This window comes from Actinomadura sp. 3N407 (assembly GCF_052245875.1).
In the GTDB taxonomy this organism is placed as follows: Bacteria; Actinomycetota; Actinomycetes; order Streptosporangiales; family Streptosporangiaceae; genus Spirillospora.
The window spans coordinates 1-1,301 of the sequence record NZ_JBQQBP010000069.1; the positions used below are offsets into that span (position 1 = coordinate 1).

The 1,301-nt window shown below is 63.6% G+C and carries 1 protein-coding gene; it reads left to right on the forward strand.

Going from position 1 to position 1,301, the window contains the following annotated elements; genetic code table 11:
* Nucleotides 1-70 precede the first annotated feature (70 nt).
* Nucleotides 71-1,248, forward strand: a protein-coding gene (locus ACTWPP_RS44945) for an IS3 family transposase (RefSeq protein ID WP_443110608.1) whose coding sequence is annotated in 2 segments (ribosomal slippage) — nt 71-332 and nt 332-1,248 — 1,179 coding nt in all. Because the reading frame shifts where the segments join, the coding sequence is not laid out codon by codon here.
* Nucleotides 1,249-1,301 lie beyond the last annotated feature (53 nt).

A 1,301-nucleotide genomic window follows, 5' to 3' on the forward strand; every position in this document is an offset into this window, starting at 1 on the left:
CTGAGGCGCCCCGGATCTTCCGGACAGGTCCCCAACTAGGGTTGTTGGGGAGAACCGGAAGGGAAGGTCGTTGGCACGACAGAGGCGGCATTTCACCCAGGAGCACAAGGACGAGATCGTCCGCATGGTGCTGGACGGCCCACGCCCCATCGCCCATGTAGCCCGTGAGGTCGGGATCCACGACACGACGCTTGGTAACTGGGTCAAGGACTACCGCAGACGGCACGGCGGCGACGTGTCGGCGGGAAGCGGCGGCGGCGAGAAGAAGAGCGCCCGGGAACTTGAGCTCGAGCGAGAGAACCGCAGGCTCCGCGAGGAGAACGCCTTTCTGGTAAAAGCCGCGGCCTTCTTCGCGAAGGATCACCGGTGAGCGCCAAGTACGAGCTCATCGACGCGGAGAAGGCCGACCACGCCATCATTGACATGTGCGCCTGGCTGCACGTTTCCCGGTCCGGCTTCTATGACTGGCGGACTCGTCCGTTGTCGGCGACCGCCGAACGCCGGGAACGCCTCAAGCTGATGATCGAGGCGGTATTCGAGGCCAACCACGATACCTACGGCTATCGGCGCGTCCACGCGGTGCTGGCGCGCTCGGGTGAGGAGGTCTCGCCGGAGCTTGTGCGGCAGTTGATGCGCGAGCTGGGGCTTGTGCCGGTGCAGCCGCGGCCGTGGCGGCCGGTCACCACCCAGGCCGGCGAGCCCGGTGCGATCCCCGACCTGGTCAACCGGGTCTTCACCGCCGAGCATCCAGGCACCAGGCTGGTCGGTGATATTACATACATCCCGACCTGGGAAGGCTTTCTGTATTTGGCGACCGTGATCGATTGTCATTCGAAAATGGTGGTCGGCTGGGCGATGGCCGATCACTTCAAGACCTCGCTCATCACAGCCGCGCTGGACTCGGCGGCCGGGAACATCCACATCGGGGAAAGCTGCATCTTCCATAGCGATCGCGGGTCGAACTATACGAGTGATGAGTTCGGTCGGCACCTGCGCCGCTACGGCATGCGCAGGTCGGTTGGAAGAACCGGGGTGTGCTGGGATAACGCGGTGGCGGAATCGTTCTTCGGCGCGTTGAAGAACGAGTGGCTCAACCGTATGGTATTTGCCACACGCAGCAAAGCACGCCGCGCGGTTGTGCAGTACATCGAGGGCTTCTACAATCGACGCAGGCTTCATTCTGCGAACGGGTACCGGACCCCTCTTGAGGTCCACACCGAGTACCTGGACCGGCAGCAAGCAGCGTAGATCTGCCCGCAGATCACCATCAGTCAGCTGTCCGGAAAGCGCGGGGCCCCTCA